The 17,884-nt window shown below is 71.4% G+C and carries 13 protein-coding genes; 10 read left to right on the top strand and 3 right to left on the bottom strand.

Going from position 1 to position 17,884, the window contains the following annotated elements:
* The first annotated feature begins 143 nt into the window (after positions 1 to 143).
* Positions 144 to 1,547 (top strand): type VII secretion integral membrane protein EccD, encoded by a 1,404-nt coding sequence (eccD, locus tag ACI2L1_RS33915; RefSeq protein WP_404743256.1) that lies wholly within the window; start codon positions 144 to 146, stop codon positions 1,545 to 1,547.
* Between the two features lie 10 nt (positions 1,548 to 1,557).
* Positions 1,558 to 2,892, top strand: a complete 1,335-nt coding sequence (gene eccB, locus ACI2L1_RS33910) for a type VII secretion protein EccB (RefSeq protein WP_404743255.1) — start codon at positions 1,558 to 1,560, stop codon at positions 2,890 to 2,892.
* 40 nt (positions 2,893 to 2,932) lie between these two features.
* Here the strand turns inward: eccB and ACI2L1_RS33905 are convergent, their stop codons facing one another.
* Positions 2,933 to 3,730 carry a hypothetical protein gene (locus ACI2L1_RS33905; RefSeq protein ID WP_404743254.1) on the bottom strand — a complete coding sequence of 266 codons (798 nt, stop codon included), beginning with the start codon at positions 3,728 to 3,730 and terminating at the stop codon, positions 2,933 to 2,935.
* Positions 3,731 to 5,707: 1,977 nt separating this feature from the next.
* On the opposite strand from ACI2L1_RS33905, the gene ACI2L1_RS33900 reads away from it, so the two are divergent.
* From ACI2L1_RS33900 to ACI2L1_RS33880, 5 genes are all read left to right on the top strand, one after another.
* Positions 5,708 to 6,526, top strand: coding sequence for a hypothetical protein (locus ACI2L1_RS33900; RefSeq protein WP_404743253.1), 819 nt, complete (start codon positions 5,708 to 5,710; stop codon positions 6,524 to 6,526).
* Positions 6,523 to 9,855: a right-handed parallel beta-helix repeat-containing protein gene (locus ACI2L1_RS33895; RefSeq protein ID WP_404743252.1), complete on the top strand. Its 3,333-nt coding sequence runs from the start codon at positions 6,523 to 6,525 to the stop codon at positions 9,853 to 9,855. Before ACI2L1_RS33900 ends, ACI2L1_RS33895 begins: the two co-directional genes overlap by 4 nt.
* A 146-nt stretch (positions 9,856 to 10,001) precedes the next feature.
* Positions 10,002 to 10,325 carry a WXG100 family type VII secretion target gene (locus ACI2L1_RS33890; protein ID WP_404743251.1) on the top strand — a complete coding sequence of 108 codons (324 nt, stop codon included), beginning with the start codon at positions 10,002 to 10,004 and terminating at the stop codon, positions 10,323 to 10,325.
* A 51-nt stretch (positions 10,326 to 10,376) separates the two neighbouring features.
* On the top strand, positions 10,377 to 10,667 hold the full coding sequence (locus ACI2L1_RS33885; protein ID WP_404743250.1) for a WXG100 family type VII secretion target: 291 nt from the start codon (positions 10,377 to 10,379) through the stop codon (positions 10,665 to 10,667).
* Entirely contained in the window at positions 10,667 to 11,203 is a 537-nt protein-coding gene (locus ACI2L1_RS33880; RefSeq protein ID WP_404743249.1) for a hypothetical protein, read from the top strand. The genes ACI2L1_RS33885 and ACI2L1_RS33880 overlap by 1 nt, the downstream gene beginning before the upstream one ends.
* A gap of 309 nt (positions 11,204 to 11,512) precedes the next feature.
* Here the strand turns inward: ACI2L1_RS33880 and ACI2L1_RS33875 are convergent, their stop codons facing one another.
* Together ACI2L1_RS33875 and ACI2L1_RS33870 are read right to left on the bottom strand one after the other, a co-directional pair.
* Entirely contained in the window at positions 11,513 to 11,851 is a 339-nt protein-coding gene (locus tag ACI2L1_RS33875; protein WP_404743248.1) for a hypothetical protein, read from the bottom strand.
* Positions 11,852 to 11,956: 105 nt separating this feature from the next.
* The gene (locus ACI2L1_RS33870) at positions 11,957 to 12,985 is read right to left on the bottom strand and encodes a hypothetical protein (RefSeq protein ID WP_404743247.1); all 1,029 of its coding nucleotides are present in this window, start codon (positions 12,983 to 12,985) and stop codon (positions 11,957 to 11,959) included.
* Between the two features lie 2,386 nt (positions 12,986 to 15,371).
* Between ACI2L1_RS33870 and ACI2L1_RS33865 the strand changes: the two genes are divergently transcribed.
* From ACI2L1_RS33865 to ACI2L1_RS33855, 3 genes are all read left to right on the top strand, one after another.
* Entirely contained in the window at positions 15,372 to 16,829 is a 1,458-nt protein-coding gene (locus tag ACI2L1_RS33865) for a hypothetical protein (protein WP_404743246.1), read from the top strand.
* 167 nt (positions 16,830 to 16,996) lie between these two features.
* A complete protein-coding gene (locus tag ACI2L1_RS33860) occupies positions 16,997 to 17,455 on the top strand; it encodes a YbaB/EbfC family nucleoid-associated protein (RefSeq protein WP_404743245.1) in 459 nt (152 codons plus the stop codon).
* Positions 17,456 to 17,479: 24 nt separating this feature from the next.
* Entirely contained in the window at positions 17,480 to 17,878 is a 399-nt protein-coding gene (locus ACI2L1_RS33855; RefSeq protein WP_404743244.1) for a WXG100 family type VII secretion target, read from the top strand.
* Positions 17,879 to 17,884 lie beyond the last annotated feature (6 nt).

Below are 17,884 nucleotides of genomic sequence, written 5' to 3'. Positions count from 1 at the left end.
TCCGCCAGGAGCCTGGCCTACGCCGTAAGCCAGGCCTTCGTCGGGCGCCGTACCCCGCGCTCCCGGCGTCCGCGCGCCGCACCGGCCTTCCCCGGCGCATCGAACCCGCCCCGTTTTCCCCGCCATTGCACCGCAGGAGAACCATGAGCACCGCCGCGTCGTCCCCCTCCCGTCCCGGGCGCGGGACCGCCGACGTCTGCCGACTGACCGTCAGCGCGGAGAAGGGCCGCACCGATCTCGCGGTGCCCGTCACCGCCACGGTGGCCACACTCCTGCCCGTCGTGGTGAAACCGTCCGTGAACGAGGAGGACCTCGGCGGCAGATGGGCGCTGCAGCGCCTCGGCGAGGCCCCGCTGGACCTGGACGGCACCCCGGAGACCCTCGGTCTGCGCGACGGCGACATCCTGTATCTGCGGCCGAAGGACGACCTCCTGTCGGAGCTGCGGTTCGACGACGTGGCCGACGGGGTGTCCACCGCGCTGAGCGCCCAACGCGACCGCTGGCGGCCGGAGTTGACCCGTCGGCTCTGCCTCGTCCTGGCCTGTGTGGCGCTGGCGTCCCTCGCCGCGATGGTTGTCGCCACCCGCCCCCATCTGCTGACCGCCCTCACCTGCGGCGTGCTCGCCGTGGGCCTGATCGTCGGCTGCGGTCTGGTCACCAGGAACCTGGAGGACCGGGCCATGGGGACCGTCACCGGTCTGGGTGCGTGCCTGTTCGCGGCGCTGGCCGGACTGTCCGCGGTGGCCGGCCCCGCCGGGCTGTTCGCGCCCGGCCGGCTGGACGGGCTGCTCACCGCCACGTTCACCGGAGTGGCGGCCGCCGCGGTCCTGGCCACCGGCCGGGTGCCGATCGCGGTGTTCGGCACCCTGCTGATGCTGGCGGGCACGGTGGAGGTCGGGTCGTTCCTGTCGATCGTCCTCGCCTGGGACGCCACCCGGGTCGCCGCGGTGCTCGCGGCGACCCTGTTCGCGCTGTCCCCGGTCCTTCCGCGCCTGGCGCTGTTCGCGGCGAGGCTGCGCGTCGTGGAGCTCCCGCACAACGCCGCGGAACTGCAGCAGGGCATCGACCCGCTGCCCGAACCCCTGGTCAACCGGCGGGCCGCGGCGGCGGACGGCTATCTCAGCGTCTTCTTCCTCGCCTCCGCCGCGGTCTTCGTCGTGGCCTGCGCCCTGCTGGTGCGGTCCCCGGACTGGTCGGGCCGGGTCTTCGTCGCGGTGTTCAGCCCGGCGGTGCTGCTGCGCGCACGCGCGGTGGGCAACGCCTCGCAGCGCATCGCGCTGGTGATCGCCGGTGCGCTCGGCGCGATCCTGGTCCTGCTGTCCCTCACCCTCCACGCCGGCCCGGTGGCACAGGCCGGCACCATGCTGGGGCTGTTCGCCGCCGCCGCTCTGCTGCTGACCGGTGCCTGGCGGCTGCCTGGGGCGAGGCTGCGGCCCATCTGGGGACGCCTCGGCGAGATCTTCGAGGGACTCACGGCGCTCGCCCTGATCCCGCTGCTGCTGCAGGTCCTGGACGTGTACGCGTACTTCCGCTCGCTGGCCGGCTGAGGGGGCTGCGGTGCAGAATCGACGCGATCACGTCCAGGCTCACCGGTTCGCCGTCGGCCGGCTGGTGTCGGCCCTGCTGGCCGGTGATCCGGGACCCGTCGAGGTCCCCATGCGGCGGGGAAACCTCGGCATGCAGTTCGGCGCGCTGGTCGCCGTCCTGCTCACCGCGGGCTTCGGGGTCTACGGCCTGATCAGCCCCAAGGAGAGCACGGCATGGCGCAACCCGGGGTCGATCATCGTGGAGCAGGAGACCGGCAACCGGTACCTCCTCCTCGACCAGCAGCTGTACCCCATGGCCAACTACGCCTCCGCGCTGCTGGTCGCCGGAGCCCGGGCCAAGACCGTCTCCGTCGCACGGGACACCCTGGCGGAGGTCCGGCGCGGCCCGCAGCTCGGCATTGTCGGCGCCCCCGATGACGTGCCGGCCGCCACCGACCTGCTCTCCGGAGACCGCGCGGTGTGCCTGCCGGCGGGCAGCACGAAGACGCTGGTGGACCTCGACCCGGCCGGCCGCTCCACCGCCGTCCCACGCAACCAGCGGGTCCTGCTCTCCGGGCCGGACCGCACCACGTACCTCGTGTGGAACAGCCGGGCGTACAAGCTGTCCCATGCCGAACTCGTCGCGCTCGGCATGGTGGCCCAGCAGACCGTCCCGGTCTCCTCGGCATGGCTGGCCCAACTGCCTTCGGGCGGGAAGCTGACCGCCCCGCGCATCCCGGAGGCGGGCTCCGCGGGCTCCTCGGTGGCCGGTGAGTCCACGAAGGTCGGCCAGTTGTTCGAGGCCACTGCCGCCGGCTCCCGCGAGATGTACGTACTGCGGACCGACGGCCTGGCCCCGATCAACCGTACCGAGTTCGCCCTGCTCAGCGCCGTCCCCGGCGCCTCGGCTCCGAGGCAGGTGACCACGGCGGACATCGCGTCCGCCCCCGCCTCATCGGACCGCTCGCTGCTGACCGCCGTGCCGGACCTCCTCTCCGGCCAGGCGTTCAGCCCGGGCGGCTCGGCGCTGTGCGTGCTGCAGAAGGCGGGCACTTCCAAGGGCGGTTCGGTCGTGACCGAGCCCATCGCGGCCGGCCCGCGCCCCTCCGGTCTCTTCGTACCGCCGACCAAGGGTCTGCTCGTCGCGGCGCAGTCCGCGCAGGCGCCCGACGCCACCTCACAGATCTACCTGATCACCGACAGCGGCAGGAAGTACCCGTTCGCCAACACCGACGCGCTCTCGGCGCTCGGCTACGGCCAGGCCAAGGTGCGGACGCTGCCCCGCCAACTGCTCGATCTGGCGCCCACCGGTCCGACGCTGGACACCAACACAGCCAAGACCGCCGTCTCGGCGCGTGCCGGTTAGGGGCGGGGGCATGGTGCAAATCGATCGCGGTGCGCGCGTCTCAGGCCGTGCCGGACTGGAGTGCCGGAGCATCGGCGGGGCGCTGCTGGTCCATCCCACGGGGAAGATCAACCCTCAGCTGCACGCCTTCGCGGGCGGGCTGGCCCGCGACCCCGAACACACTCTGGTCGTCGTCGACCTCCCGGAGGATCCGCCGCCCGAGGACTGGGAGTCGGTGGCCGGTCTGCTCAAGCGCCGGGGGCGTTCCTTCCGGGTGATCATCGGCCGGCCGAGCCGCGAGACCGCCATGACGGTCGGTCAGCTCCTGGCCGACCGGCTCGAACGGACCGTACTCACCCCGGACGGCTGGGTGCTCCCCGCCGCCGGGGGTGCGCTGTTCGTGCCGGAGAGCGCCGGTTCCGGCTGGCTGGGCTTCCAGCCGCGTCGCTCGTCCACCTGGCCGCGGCTCGGCCCGCCCAAGCGCGTCCCCCAGGTGTCGCGCCGGTTTCCCGTGCCGGACTGGGATGACGCCGTGCCGGAGGGCTCCTTCGCGACCAGCGCCGAGGGAACGGCCGAACCGTTTCCCGGCGGCGTCTGGATCAGGCGGACGGACCAGTCGGCGGGCGATCAGGACGTCCATCGCGGGCAGCTGACGGCCTCCCTGCTCTTCCAGTCCGCCCGGCTCACCGTGGTGCTCGGCTGCCCCGGTGGCCCACACCTGCCGGTGGGGGACATCGAACGGTTCTGGGAACGCGTCGCCCCGGACGCCCGGTCGCGGGTGCGTTTCGTCCCGTACGGGCCGGTGGGCGTGCCGAAGGGCAGCGTGCTCGGGCAGATACTGGCCGACCGGCTCCGTCACGAGGTCATCGTCTACGGCGGGCTGCCGACGGTCGGTGAGCCCCGCGCGGACCGCGCGCTGATACGCGTCCTGGGCGAGGACGGCACCCCCGGCCCGGCCGCCTTCGTGCGGGAGCTGGTCTACCGGCCCACCCGTGGGTCCGGATCCGTGGCGCCGCCCCTGCTGCTCGGCCGCCGTGCGCCGGTGGACGGCTTGCCAGAGATCTCCGCGGGCGTGTACGAGTACGCGCCCGACGCCGTGCTGGAGGTCACCCAGAGCGGACTGTGGCTACGGCCACCGGCGGCTCAGGCCGACGCCCCGGCGGTGCACCGCGTCCCGGCCGAACCGGGCACGACGGTCATCCACTTCGACGCGGGCACACCGGAGTCCGCGGAGCGGATGCGGACGCTGGCCGAGGAGATCCGGAAACAGCTCGATCCGTCCCTCGCCGAGGGCTGCCGAATCCTGCCTGCCCCTCAGCACGCGGGCGAGAAGAACTCCGGTGTGGTGTCCTCCCGGAGGAGTGGGGCGGGGGCGGCGCGGCGTCCGGCGGTGGCTGGGACTGGGGGCGGGGCGTCCGAGTCGTCGGGATCCGGGGGTGGTGAATCTGGGCCTGCGGGCGGGATGCCGAGTCCGGGGCCAGGGCCCTTGGCCGGCGAGCCTGCGCGGGTGACTGGCACGCGCGCGCCTGGGCCTGCGGGCGGGGCGCCGGGTGCGGTGCGGCCTGCGGGCGGAGTGCCGGGTGCGGTGCGGCCTGCGGCGGGCGAGCCCGGAAGTGCGGACGGAGTTCAGGAGTCCGGGTTGAGGCCTGCGGCGGAGGCGCCGGGGCCTGCGATGGGCGAGCCCGGGCCTGCGGCGGAGGTGCCAGGAGCCGCGGTGAGCGAGCCTGGGCCTGCTGCCGAGGCAGCGGCTTCTACGCCGGGCCGGATCGGGCCTGCCCCTGGGGCTCCTAGGGCTGCGGGCGAGGTGTCCCTGCGTGCAGGAGACGTACCAGGTCCTGCAACCGGGACACCTGGGACGACAAGTGGTGTGCCCGGGGCGGGTGGTGGGGCGTCCACGCCCGCAAGTGGCGTGCCCGGCGCCGAAGGTGAGACGTCCACACCCACGAGTGGTGTACCCGGGGCCGATGGCGACGTGTCCACACCCCCAAGTGGCGTGCCCGGCGCCGAAGGTGAAGCGTCCGCGCCCGCAACTGGCGGGCCCGGCAGCGATGGTAAGGCGTCCGCGCCCACAAGTAGCGTGTCCGGGGCCGAAAGCGGAGCGTCCCGGCCCGTCGGCTTTGATGTGCCCGCCCCCGCGGCCGGGGTATCTGAGACCGCGAGCGGTGTGCCTGGGGCCGCGGGCGTGATGTCCGGGGCCGCGAGTGAGGTGACTGGAACCCCGGGCGGCCCGCCCGGGGCCGAAGGCGGAACACCCAGGCCGCCAAATCACGTACCGCCAACCGAAGGCAGCCCACCCGGAACCCAAGGCGGAACACCCGGGCCCCCAAGCCTCCTGCCGCCAACCGAAGGCGGCGCACCCGGTCCCGTACCGGCGCCTGTTGTCGGTGCGTCAGGGGCTGCGAGCCCGGTGTCGGGGTCTGCGGTGGGCCAATCCGGTTCTGTCGCCGAGGTGTTGGAGCCCGCGCCGGTGCCCGGTGTCGGCGAGGCCGGGGGCGCGCCTGCCACCGTCGTAGTCGCGCCCTCCGCTGCTGCGGCTCCTGTCGATCCGGCCGCGTCCGGTGCGGGGCAGGCGCAGGCGTCCCCACCCGCGCCCGCTCCCCTGCGTCCGCGGTCGCTTCGGCTGGAGTCGGCCCCGCCTCCTGGGGCCGCGTCCGTCGATGCCGGCACCGTGGATCCCGAGCCCGTGGCAGACCCGGGACCGCAACCGGCGGCTACGCCCTCCCCGGCACCTCCTCGGGCAACTGCCCCCACGTCGCCCCAGGGGCAGCCCCAGTCCCCGGAATCGGCCCCCGCTGCCCGGCCCAAGGCTCAGCGGCCGGCCGTACGCGTGCAACCCGTGCCCGCGCCCGACGCCTGCGCCGTACCCCCGGAGCGCGGAATCGAGCAGGAACGCACCTGGCTGCGACGGACGTTGAAGGAGCAGTACGACTCCGCCGCGAACCATGTGGCGCGGGTGCTGTCCGAGGCCCCAGGGCTGCGCGGTGGTGCCAAGCAGTCGGCCGACGACGTGGTCACCGACCTGGTCGCGGTCCGGCTGTACCTGTCCGGTGGCACCGACCGGATCGACGGCGCGGTGCGGGGCGCGACCGTCGGCCCCCATGTGCCGCTGGCGCGCTGTGTGGCGTCGGGGCTGCGACGGCTGCCGTCCTATCGCGGGGCCACGCTGCTGCGCACCACGCTGAGCGAGGCGGAGTGGCAGTGGTACGGCAAGCGCCGGCTCGTCACCGAGTGGGCGTTCTGTTCCGCGCTGACCACCGCGCATCCCGAGATGGCCGGTGACGTCGACGTACTGATCTGGTCGATGACGGCGCGCCGTACCGCCCTGCTGGACCCGACCGTCCCCGACCGGGTGCTCTATCTGCCCGGCACCAGTTTCAAGGTGCTCGGGGTGCGTGACGAGGAACGGCGTGTGCTGCTGCTGCGGGAGTTGACGGGCCCGGAGATCGGCGCGGACGGAAGCGTCGACATCCGGCGCCTCCCGCTCGACGACCTCGCGATGGCCGGGCTGGAGCAGGCGGGCACGGAGTGGCGGGACGCCAAGGCCGCCGTACGGCTTCCGGCGACGGCCCTCGGCGCCCTCCGCAATCCACCGGGACTGATCGTGACCGGCCGCGGCGCCGGCACCGCACCACCCAGAAAGGGAACGACGCCATGACGAGGCAGGTCCTGCTGGTCTCCCGGGACCGCCCCGGCGCCTACCAGTCCATCGGCGAGGCGCTGCGTGCCGCTTCCGACGGCGCGGTGATCACCGTGGCCGGGGGGACGTACGAGGAACCCCTGGTCATCACGCGCATGGTGACCATCTCCGCCGCGAGCGGCGGAGGAGACGTGCGGATCCACGTGGGCTCGGGCAGCGCCGTCGTCGTCGACGCGGAGGCGGTGCAGCTCTCCGGTCTGACGATCTCCGGCGGGGACGACGACACTGCCGCCGTGGAGATCCGGCGCGGCGAGGCCGCGCTCGACGCCTGCCGCATCACCGGTGCGGGGTGGACGGCGATCCTGGCGTGGCATCAGGGAACGCTGGTGGCGCGTGACTGCCGGATCGACGAGGCGCAGGGCGCCGGCATCGTGGTGACCTCGCCCGGCGGCAACACGGTCGAGAAGACCGTTGTGAAGGAGACGGGCTCGTCCGCGATCGTGGTCGCCGAGGGCGGGCGGCTGGCGGTCCGGGAGAGCGTCATCGACCGGGCGGGCGGCAACGGCGTCTGCGTCAACGGCAACGCGCGCGCGGAGGTCAAGGACACGGCGATCACCGCGAGCGGCAAACCGGCGCTGGTCGTCGAGCAGAACGGCGCGGCGACCGTGTCGGGCGTCACCGTGGCGGGGAGCGCGAGCGTGGACGCGTATCTCACCGGCACGGGCCGGATCACCCTCACCGACTGCCGGTTCTCCGGTGCCGGCGCGGAGTCCGTGCACATCGCAGGCGGTTCGGCCCCGCTGCTCAAGAAGTGCGCTGTCTCCGCCCCGGGCGGAACCGCCGTCCGGATCACCGGGAAGTCCCGGCCGCGGCTGGAGAACTGCGAGATCACGCGGGCGTCGGTGGGCGTGAGCGTGGAGGGCGGCAGCACGGTCGCCTTCAAGCAGCTGGTCGTACGCGAGGCGGCCCAGGCGGCCGTGCTCGTCACCGAGGGCGCCGCCGTGGAGGCGGAGCAGCTGGCGGTGGCGGAGGGCGCCGGTGTCGGGCTGCGGGTGGCGGGCGCCGCCAAGGTCGTGGTGCGGGACAGCGAGATCACAACGGACCGGGCGAACGCGGTGGAGCTGGCCGAGAAGGGCACCGGCAGGTTCCAGGAGCTGCGCCTGCGCACCGCCGGTGGCTGCGGGTTCTCGCTGGCCGACGGCTCCGAGGCCGAGGTGGTGTCCGCCCGGCTCCAGGGCGGTGAGGTCCTCGTCGGGAAGGACGCCGCGCTCACCGTGCGGGACAGCGAGATCGCCGGCTCCGGGTCCGACGCGCTCCGGGTGACCGGCGGCGGAGCGGTCACCGCGATCGGGTGCCGGGTGCACAGCGCCCGCGGCCACGGCGTCAACATCCAGGCGACCGCGCGCGCCGAGATCAGCAACTGCGTGATCTTCGACAACGCGGGGGACGGCGTCCGCACCAACACCGAGGAGCCGGTCAGCGTCCGCGACTGCGAAGTGCGGGACAACGGCGGCCTGCAGGTGCACCAGCTCCGGGACAACCCACAGTTCTCGGCCGGCAACCTGACCGGAGGCGATCGGCAGGACACGTCAGGGCGGGCCGCGTCGAAGGAGCGGCAGAGGCAGCGGCAGGAGGACGGCGCGGAGCGGACCGAGGCGTCGGAGACCGCGCAGCACATCGGCACCGGACCGCTCGCCGAACTCGACGCGCTCGTCGGGCTGGAGAGCGTCAAGCACGAGGTCACCAGCCTCATCAACCTCAACAAGATGGCCCAGCGCCGGGAGGAGATGGGACTGCCCATGCCTCCGATGAGCCGGCACCTGGTGTTCGCCGGCCCCCCGGGCACCGGCAAGACCACCGTGGCACGGCTCTACGGCGCGGTCCTCGCCGAACTGGGCATCCTCAGCAAGGGCCACATCGTGGAGGTCGCGCGCGCCGACCTCGTCGCGCAGTACATCGGCGCCACCGCCATCAAGACCACGGAGGTCGTCACCAAGGCGCTCGGCGGTGTGCTCTTCATCGACGAGGCCTACACGCTGACCAGCCAGGCCAAGGGGAGCGGCCCCGACTTCGGTCAGGAGGCGGTCGAGACCCTGATGAAGATGATGGAGGACCACCGGGACGAGATCGTCGTCATCGTGGCGGGCTACTCCGAGCAGATGGACCAGTTCCTGTCCTCCAACCCCGGTATGGCGTCTCGCTTTTCCCGCACCGTCGAGTTCCCCAACTACTCGGTGGACGAGTTGGTGACGATCGTCCGGGGCCTGTGCAGCAAGCACTACTACGAGCTCACCGATTCCGCGATGGAGGCGCTCACCACGTACTTCGAGCGGACTCCGAAGGGGCCGACCTTCGGCAACGGGCGGGTGGCCCGCCAGCTGTTCGAGTCGATGATCAACCGTCAGGCGTCCAGGCTGGCCACCAACCCACCCACCGCCGACTCGGAGTTCACGCGTCTGACGGCGGACGACGTGGAGAAGCCGCCCGGGGCGGCGCCCGCCGTATCCGGCCCCGGGGGCGACCGGCAGCCGCAGGAGCCGCGCAGCAGCCGGCGCATCGCGAACCTGGTCGGCCTTGAGGCGGTCCGCACCTCGGTCCTCGAACGGCTCGCCGGACTCACGGAGCTGCGCCGGCAGGGTCAGCCGGTCGCGGGGCTGATGAACGTGGTGTTCGCGGGCAAGGAGGGCAGCGGCCGCGGTGCGGTCGCCAGGCTGTACGCGCGGTGCCTCGCCGAGTACGGGCTGCTGGAGACCGGCGCGGTGCACCGGCAGGCCCTGTCCGCGTTCCCGGCGGGCTGGCGGGAGCAGGCCGAGACATTCGCCGCCGCCGTCTTCGACGAGGCCGCGGGCGGCCTGCTGCTGCTCGAACTGGACCAGGCCTTCCAGGCCCGCCCGGAGTCGGAGCGCGGCGCCGTGATGAGCGCGCTGCGCGCGGCCGCGGACGGCAACGGCGAGGTGGCGCTGGTGCTGTGCGGCGAGCAGTCGCTGCTGGCGGAGGCCCTGAACGCCCGCCCGGGCTCCGAACTGGCCGCCTGCTTCGCCGAGTACCTGCCGTTCCCCGACTACTCGGGAGCGGAGCTGGCCGAGCTCGCGTGGCGTTATCTGACGGTGCGTGGCTTCAGCGTCGACGCCCCTGTGCGCACCTCGCTCGCCGAGCATTTCACCGAGTCTCCGCCCCCGGCGGGCGCGTACGGGGCGCACCGGTTCGCGGAGCGTCTGGCCGCGGCCGACTCCCCCGCGATCCGGCCGGCCGCGCGGACGGACGCCGACGACACGGGCGGAGGCGTGGGTCAGGTGCCCCCTGAGAAGGGCAGTCCGGCCCTGGCGGAGGCGGGCGCGGGGGCCTGACGGGAGTCGTCGGGGCAACTATCGCTGGTGCGCGGGGCAAGGGACGGCGAATTCGGTTCCTTTGGCCCTCGGCGTTCGAGAAGGTATGACCAGGCGGTTCCAGAGGGAACCCGCACCAAGAACTGGAGGGCTCGATGGCGGGCAATATGACACAGGTCGACCTTGCTGGACTCCAGAAGGCCATCAACGTCTTCTCGAACGGCGTCGCCAACTTCGACGGCCAGTACAAGGCAATGTCCACGACGGTCGGCAACATTCAGTCCGTGTGGACCGGCCAGGCGTTCATGGCATTCGACCGGGCGCTGCAGAACTGGCTCGTCGACTTCAACAAGGTGATCACGGTGCTCAACGGCATGGAGAACGCCCTGAGCCAGAACACCAACATCCTGACGCAGACGCACGAGGAGACCACCCAGAAGGCCCAGCAGGTCGCCGCCGGGATCACCACGCCGACGCTCCCCGGGTTCTAGTAAGTCAGCTCCGGATTTCAGTAACTCAGCTTTCACAGACAGGAGAAGAACATGGCAGATTACAGTCTTCAGTTTGACGGCCTTGAGTCCGCGGTCACGGAAATGAGCCGGATTTCCAAGCAGATCAACGACTTCCTGCAGGAGCTGCAGAGCGGCACGATGCAGGCCATCACCGAGTGGGAGAGCGGCGCGCGCGACCTGTTCGACAGCCAGCGGAGCGTCTGGGCCACGGCCGCCGCCGACATGACCACGCAGGCCGCCAACGCGCAGAACTCGCTGACCCAGATCATCGGCCAGTACGCCGACGGTGAGAGGTCCGGCGTCAACATCTGGAACCGCTGATGCCGGACACGGATTCGCTGAACTGGGAACCCAGGGAGAAGAAGGCGCCGCCGCCTCCGCCGCCCAAGGAGTGGGACCCGACGACGTTCCACGCGCCGCACACGCGGTCCGGACCCGAGACGCACGACCCCACGCCGCCGCCGGTTCCGGGTGGTTCGGGCACGGGACGCAGGACCTCGGTCGACACACCGTCCATGGAACTCTTCGCCGGCAACATGGACAGGCTCGCGGAGCCGGTGAAGCAGGCGTACCAGAAGCTCATGGAACTCCAGCGGGTCAATCCCGGCGCTTTCTACGACGCCTACATGCTGCGGCAGGTCGCGAGCGGAGCCAACGGTGACTCGGGGCTCCAGAACACATACCTCAAGATTCTCCACGATCTCGGTCAGGGTCTGGCGGACATCAGCACCGGTATGCGGCAGCTGAGTTCGAAGTACACGACCACCGAGGAAGAGGCCAAGATGACGGCCGAGGATCTGAACAACGCGATGCAGTCGGCTCAGAGCGATTTCACCAAGCTCGGCACCGGCGGGTGAGAACAAGTTGTACGGCTGCCTGTGGCGGCGTCAGATGTCACTGGACCTGACGCCGCTTTAGGCGTTTGCCCCTACAGGCACGAACGAGAGCGTCGACGTCATGGCAGACAAGAAGGACTACAACTCCGGCAACACCACGCAGTCGGACAAAAAGTCCGGGATCTTCGGCAACAACTCTGTCATGGGGTCGCCGAACGACTACGACACCTGGGACTGGAAGCAGATCGAGGCCGTCATCGTCGGCGCTTCCAATCTGGCGTCCGGGCAGGAGCAGGACCGGGCGCAGAGCGTGGCCACACCGCAGAGCCTCTACGACGCCGGCAACACGTTCCAGTTCGTGCAGGAAGTCCTGCAAATGGTGTCGGAGAACCTCGTCGCACAGGCCAAGGCGCTGGCCGGCAACACGGACTCGCCGTGGCAGGGCACTGCGGCGGATTCCTTCATGACCATGATGGAGACCTTCTCCAAGCAGGTGGCGTCCAGTTCCAACGCGCTCTCCGGGGGGAGTATGAGCGCATCGGTCGCGCAGACTCTCGTCGACGCCGGTAACAATCTCGCGGTGGCCCAGGCGAACGTCGTCACGATTGACCAGTGGTATGCGCAGCAGGCGCAGATCATCGGTATCAAGCCGATGAAGAACGGGCTCATACCGGTCAGTCAGAGCCCTGAGATCGTCAAGATGATGACGGACGACATGCGCAAGGTGCTGCACACGTTGGCCGGGCAGTACTCCGCCGGAACGCGCACGCTGAATCAGGTCTCCGCGACGAACATCACGTCTCCGCTCAGCGGCGCCACCCCGAATCTCACGTCGCCGCCGGGAACTTCCACACTGCCGCAGACCAAGACCCAGACACCCCCGCCCACCGTCGGGAGCGCCACCCTCCCCACCCGCACCACCACGCCCATCAACCTGGGGCCCGGGGCGCAGACGAAATCACCCACGCCGACGCGCGTCACGCTGCCGAATACGCCGGCCGTGACGACGCCGGTGCGGAATGCGGTGAACTCGCCGGTGAACACGACGAGTCCACGGGGAAACCTGCCCGCGAGCGTACCGGTGAACGTGCCGCTGACGACTCCTACGCGGATGGCCTCGTCGACCAACACGCCGCTCACACCGACCAAGTTGGCCTCGACGCCGGTGAACGGTCCTGCGACTTCGCGGGTGAATTCCTCGACGAACGCGTCCGTGCCGAATCCCACGCGGATGACGTTGCCGCCCAACACGCCGATCAAGTCGACCAAGTTGGCTTCGACACCGGTGGACTCACCACTGCCGTCGACGACGCCGTCGACCACGCCATCGGTCACGCCGTTGAACCCCGGGAAACTGAACCCCGAGATGCACGCGGCCCTCAATCCGGGTGCTGTGCCCAACAGCACGTTGCCGACTGCCGGTACTTCGTCGCGCACGCCGTCGGATTTGCTGAACGGCGGCGGCACCCCCGTGTCTCTCGCGTCCACCCCTTCTGCCGGTGGGGGTCCCTCGCTGACGACAGGGTCGGTCAGCCCTGTGAGCCCTGTGAGCCCTGTGCTGCCGTTGGGGACCAACTCGGCGAACCAGCGCAAGAGCGCTGCGGGTGGGAGTACGGCGCCCGAACTCGGCTCTGCGACACCGGTGCCGTCGGACCTGTTGAACAGCGGTGCCGACGGGGTCACGCCGCCCAACACGTCAACGGTCGGCGCAGGCGGCGTGACCTTGCCGACCGGCACCGGTGGCGGCGGCGGCCGCACGGGCATCACCCCCGTCTCCCTCTCGTCGAATCCGGCTACGAGCAAGACGACGTTGCCGGGGGGATCTGTTCCGAGTGCTTCTGTGTCCCGTATGCCGTCCGATTTGCTGAGTCAGGGCGGCGCCGGCGGTGTGAACTTGCCTGGCACCGGTACCGGTGCCGGTACCGGCGGGGTGTCGCTGTCAAGCGCTCCCGGCGCGGGTACAGGCGCGGGTGTGCCGTCGACGAAGACGCCTGTCGGTGGCGCGGGAACGCCGTTCATGCCGATGGCACCCGGAGCCGGTGGAACACCGAGGGACGAGCAGCAGTCCGACGCCTCCGGACTCGTGACACGCAATGTCGAACCATGGTCGGGACAGGGCGTCGAACCGCCGGCCACGGGCGAGATCTCACCGACGACGGGGACGGGGACTGCCGTAGGCGGAACGGGACTGGTGACACCGCTGCCCAACAGCTCCGCTCCCGGCGGCTCTGTTTCTCGCATGCCATCTGACCTGCTCAACCAAGGTGGCGCCGGTGGGGTGTCGTTGCTGGGCACCCCTGGTTCGGGTTCGGGCGCGGGTGTGCCGTCGACGAAGACGCCTGTCGGTGGCGCGGGAACGCCGTTCATGCCGATGGCACCCGGAGCAGGCGGAACACCGAGAGACGAGCAGCAGTCCGACGCCTCCGGACTCGTGACACGCAACGTCGCACCATGGTCCGGACAGGGCGCCGAACCGCCCGCCACAGGCGAAATCTCACCGACGACGGGCGCTGCCGCGGGCGGGGCCGGACTGGTCACACCGCTGCCCAATGGGGCGCTGCCGAACGCGTCCGTTCCGAATGCTTCCGTGTCTCGAATGCCATCCGACTTGCTGAGTCAGGGCAGCGCCGGCGGTGTGAACTTGCCTGGCACCGGTACCGGTTCCGGTACCGGCGGGGTGTCGCTGTCAAGCGCTCCCGGCGCCGGTACAGGCGCGGGTGTGCCGTCGACGTCGACGAAGACGCCTGTCGGTGGCGCGGGAACGCCGTTCATGCCCATGGCACCCGGAGCAGGCGGAACACCGAGAGACGAGCAGCAGTCCGACGCCTCCGGACTCGTGACACGCAACGTCGCACCATGGTCCGGACAGGGCGCCGAACCGCCCGCCACAGGCGAAATCTCACCGACGACGGGCGCTGCCGCGGGCGGGGCCGGACTGGTCACACCGCTGCCCAATGGGGCGCTGCCGAACGGATCGGTGCCACAGCGGTCCGTGCCCAACGGATCGCTGCCGAACGGCTCCGTGCCCAACGGGTCCTTGCCGAACGGGTCCTTGCCGAACGGCTCCGTGTCGCACGTGTCGTTGCCGAACGGCTCCGTGTCCGACGGCTCTGCCTCCCGTATGCCGTCTGATCTGCTGAACCAGGGTGGCGCCGGCGGTCTGAAGCTGCCTGGCACCGGTGCCGGTGCTGGTGCTGGCGGGGTGTCGCTGAGTGAGGCTCCGACCTCCGGTTCGGTCCCAGAGGGAAGCCGTGCCGGTGCTGGTGCCGGTGGAGCGGGGACGCCCTTCATGCCCATGGCGCCCGGTGCTGGTGGAGCGCCGAGGGACGAGCAGCAGTCCGACGCCTCCGGACTCGTGACACGCAACGTCGCACCATGGTCCGGACAGGGCGCCGAACCGCCCGCCACAGGTGAGATCTCGCCGACTTCGGGGGCTGCCGCGGGCGGGACCGGACTGGTCACACCACTGCCCAGCGGATCGCTGCCGAACGGATCAGTACCACAGCGGTCCGCGCCCAACGCATCCCTGCCAAACAGCCCCGTGGCGAACAGCTCTTTGCCGAACGGCTCCGTGCCCAACGGGTCCGTGTCGCACGTGTCGTTGCCGAACGGGTCCGTGTCCGCCGGCTCTGCCTCCCGTATGCCGTCTGATCTGCTGAACCAGGGTGGCGCCGGCGGTCTGAAGCTGCCTGGCACCGGTGCCGGTGCTGGTGCTGGCGGGGTGTCGCTGAGTGAGGCTCCGACCCCCGGTTCGGTCCCAGAGGGAAGCGGTGCTGGTGGCGGGATGCCGCTCATGCCGATGGCGCCCGGAGCCGGTGGGGCGCCCAAGGACGAGCAACAGTCCGACGCCTCCGGGCTGGTGTCGCGCAATGTCGCACCATGGTCGGGGCAGGGGCCTGAAGCGCCCGGAATAGGCGAGATCTCACCGGCGGCGGGCGCTGCCGCGGGCGGGGCCGGACTGGTCACACCGCTGCCCAGCGGATCGCTGCCGAACGGATCAGTGCCACAGCGGTCCGCGCCCAACGCATCCCTGCCGAACAGCTCCGTGCCCAACGCCTCCGTGGCCAACGGGTCGTTCCCGAGCGGCTCCGTGTCGCACGTGTCGTTGGCGAACGGATCGCTGCCCACGGGATCCGCGCCGCACGTTTCGCTCCCCACGGGTTCCGCGCCGAGTGGCGCCGTGTCTCGTATGCCGTCCGAGGCGCTCGACCACGGCACCGCCGGTGGAGTCAGGATTCCTGGCGCCGACACCGGTGCTGGTGGGGTGTCGTTGGGCGAGGCCCCGGTCCACGGCTCGGTCCCGGAGGGAAGCGGTGCTGGTGTTGGGGCCGGTGGCGGGATGCCGTTCATGCCGATGGCGCCCGGAGCCGGTGGGGCGGCCAAGGACGAGCAGCGGTCCGATGCCTCCGGGCTCGTGTCGGGCAGTGTCGAGCCGTGGGCGGATGCTCATGGTGAAGTGCCGGGGGACGGCGAGGTCGCCTCGGCCGCGGGAACTTCCGCGGGCGGGCCCGGACTGGGGCTGCCGACCGGCGTCGGGGGCGGTGTGAACCCTGCCGATGTCCCCGCGCCCTCCGAGGTCCGGGACGACCGCGACCACGACGCGGTGCCTGTTCCCGCTCCGTTTCCGCTGTCCGCCCCGCAGTCGACGACCCGGGGAAGCGGTCCGGACGAGGGGACCCCGGTGCGTCCGGGGACCTTGCCGACCGCGTCCCGCGTGGGCGTCGGTGGGGTGTCGGTGCCGGGTGAGGGCTCGACGGCTGCCGCCGCCGAGGAGGCCGCTCTCGGCGAGGCGGCTGCGGACGAGGGTGCGGTCGCGCGGGAAGGCGGCATGACGCCGCCGTACGGGATGCCCGGTGGGGCAGCTCCCCGGGGCGGTGACGAACGCTCGGACTCTTCGGGGCTGCTGCTGGAGACGGAGAACGGTTGGGCCGATCCCGAGGTCGGGGACCTGCCGGGCCAGACGCAGGGGGCCCCGGCCGGCGGCGCGACTCTCTCCGGCTCCGGCACGGATTCCGCCGCCGCGGACGAGTTCGACGAAGGCCGTGTCGCGGTGGTCCCCAGCACGGAGGCCGCTGAGGACACCAGCGCGTGGGGGGCCGCCGACCCCACGCTGCTGTGGGCGCTCGGGGGGCGCCGTACCGAGGACGAGGAGGAGGAAGAGCTCCAGCCCAAGTACGTCCTCAGCGACGACGACGGGTGGAGCGACGAGGACGGCTCGGTGTCCGAGACCGGTGCCGGTGCCGGTATCGGCGGCGACGAGGCGGAGAGCGCACAGAGCCCGGAGGAGCCGGGGTGGGGTGACGAGGACGGCTCGGTCTTCGCCGCCGGACTCGGCTTCCCGCAGTCCTCCGCTTCCGCGGACGACACCTCCGTCGAGCCGGTCGCCGGGCCGGGCCTGGCCACCTGGCGGCCCGACCGCTCCGGGGCCGCGGCCGCCGAGGAGTTGCCGCCGCCGGTCACCGGATACGCCGGAATGCTGCTCAGCACCGCGGAAGTGCCTGATGAGGAGGATGAGGACGGGCAGGACGAGGACGGCCCGGAGGAGGACGGCGACGAGGCCAAGGGCGGCCGCGGTGTCGCCGACCTGCTGAGGCAGGGCGCCGACTCCTGGGGGGCGGCTCCCCAGCGACCCGACGAGATCGGCTGACCGACCGGGCTGTGTCCGCCCTGTCAGCCGTACCGGGTCGTTGGGGCAGAGGTCGGTGTCCTTCGGGTCATGACCTGCCGAATCAGGCGTACGGCCCGCGCGGGGGCATGTTTGCTGTCCCCGACGACCCCGCGTGGCTCGTCACAGCAGGTGGGAGAGGAGTCACCATGTCGAGTCCGTACGACCAGCACATAGAAGAGCTGCTGGGCGCGTATCGCAGGGAGCGAGCGCAGGTCGGCGAACTGCAGCGCAGGATGCGCGAGGTCAAGGCGAGCGCGACGGCTCCCCGGCAGGCTCTGAAGGTCACCGTGAACTCGCAGGGCGAGGTCACCGAGCTCGAGTTCCCCACCGGCGCCTACAAGCGCATGGCCCCCGTGGAACTCTCCCAGATGCTCATCACGACCATCCAGAAGGCCCGGTCGACGGCCATGGCGGACGTCGCCGAGGTCCTGTCCGGTCACCTTCCCGCGGGGATGTCCGCCTCCGACCTGCTCCAGGGCAAGGCCGATCTGGGCGGACTGCTGCCGGAGACGCCGCCCATGGCGGACGAGGTCCACGAGTACGTCACCGGCGGCCGCCCTGGCCGAGGGTCCGGCCCCCGTATCGCGCGGCCTCCGGTCGCCTGACGAAACCCCGAGAAGGAGGTCGCGATGTCTTCCAACTACTTCGCGGTGGACCCGGACGCGCTGGCGAAGAACGCCCCCAACGTGCGCGCCTACTCCGACCAGATGAGGCAGGTCGTCACCCGGCTCGAGTCCCGCCTCAACGAGCTCGGTGACTGCTGGGGCGACGACTCCATGGGCAAGGCTTTCGCGGAGCAGTACGTCACCCCCAAGAAGGAGATGCTCGACGGGCTGAAGGGGGTCGTCGACGTGCTGGACAGCACGGCTGACGGACTGGAGACCATGGCGAAGGGCTTCAACGCGACCGAGGACCAGAACACGAAGACGGCCCGCGGCTTCGAGCGCGGTTCCACCGACACCCACACGCCTTCCGTCCCGGACACCAACACGTCCGGTGGTTCGCACCGCGGTACCACGCGCGGCTGACGTGTC

It is taken from the genome of Streptomyces sp. NPDC019531, assembly GCF_044903305.1.
GTDB lineage: Bacteria > Actinomycetota > Actinomycetes > Streptomycetales > Streptomycetaceae > Streptomyces.
The sequence above is the reverse complement of the archived record's forward strand: the minus strand, read 5'-3'. Positions and strand labels throughout refer to the sequence as shown.